Genomic DNA, 1446 nt, shown 5'->3' on the forward strand with positions numbered 1-1446 from the left:
TGAAGTGACCCCTAAAAGTTAGACACGGTTATTTCATTAGGCAGCTTGATAAAAGTGAGTCCGGTATTGTACCGGGCTCATTTTTAATTTTGCCTTAATCCGTTTCGTATTATAATAATCTATATATTTTTCTAATTCTATTTTAAAGTGCTCTACATTTTCAAATTCTTTTATGTAGAGGAACTCCGACTTCATAATCCCAAAGAAATTTTCTATTACTGCGTTGTCGTAACAGTTGCCTTTTCGAGACATACTCTGCACGATAGCTCTTGATTCAAGTGTCCGGACGTACTGTCTCATTTGATAATGCCATCCTTGATCCGAATGCATCAGTAGCTGGTGGGTTTCAGGTAAACGTTCCAATGCTTTCTCTAACATGTCTGAAACAAGCGAATACGTCGGTCTAGAACCAATTGTATAGGTAATAATTTCACCATTATACAAATCTAATACAGGTGATACATACAGTTTTTCTCCAAATAATTTAAACTCTGTGATGTCTGTTACCCACTTTTGATTCGGTGCATCTGTATGAAAATTACGCTCTAAAATATTAGGTGCAATTCTACCGACTTTTCCTTTATAGGATTTATATTTCTTCATACGCACAACACACTTTAACCCAAGCACTTTCATAATGCGCTGTACCTTCTTGTGGTTCACTTTCTGGCCACGATTCGTTAATTCATCACGAATGCGACGGTAACCATAACGACCTTCATTTTCCTCATAAATCGCTTTAATCTCAGCTTTCAAATCGGCATCTACATCTGGACGATTCATTTTCTTTACTAAATCATAATACGTGCTTCGAGGAATAGTAGCTAGCTCCACGAGTGCCTTCACCGAATATTTATGCCTTAATTCATAGACTACTTGCGCTTTGTCTTGTTTTGTGATTTTTCCTTGTTTTGAACTAAGGCATTTAACTTTTTTAAGTACTCATTTTCCATCTCAAGCTGTTTAATGCGTGCTTCAAGTGCTTCGACTGACCCTTCAGCTAGAGGTTGTTTTAATTGTTTATTTGAATCTTTTTTCATGGATGGACGCCCCTTTTTCTTAGATTGAAGGGCATCAATTCCTTGTGTTTCGAGCTGTTTTTTCCAAACAGAAATCGTTGAAGGGGCAGGAATATTAAAGATAGCTGCCGTCTCAAATAAGGACATACCGCTTTCAATCATAAAGTTTAGTACGTCTAGTTTAAATTGTTGTGTGTAATTTGTACATCGTTTTAGAAAAGCTTCCAGACCATTCTGTTTATATTGGTTTACCCAATTCAAAATGATTGTGTCACTTATACCGAGCGATCTACCCATTTCTCGATAACTTTCATTTCCGTTCAAATAACGTAGAACGATTTGTATTTTTTCATCAGCTGTAAATTTAGCCATAGAAAAACTGCACCTCCAATTGTTAGACTGTGTCTAACAATTGGGGTGCAGTTCA

At 36.6% G+C, this 1446-nt stretch carries 1 protein-coding gene; it reads right to left on the reverse strand.

Annotated features, from left to right (window positions below; all coding sequences use genetic code 11):
* Nucleotides 1–36: 36 nt before the first annotated feature.
* Nucleotides 37–1391, reverse strand: a protein-coding gene (locus tag ACZDYH_RS30315) for an IS3 family transposase (protein WP_474888038.1) whose coding sequence is annotated in 2 segments (ribosomal slippage) — nucleotides 37–938 and nucleotides 938–1391 — 1356 coding nt in all. Because the reading frame shifts where the segments join, the coding sequence is not laid out codon by codon here.
* Between the last annotated feature and the right edge of the window lie 55 nt (nucleotides 1392–1446).

The organism is Bacillus sp. EB V-12, from assembly GCF_056158125.1.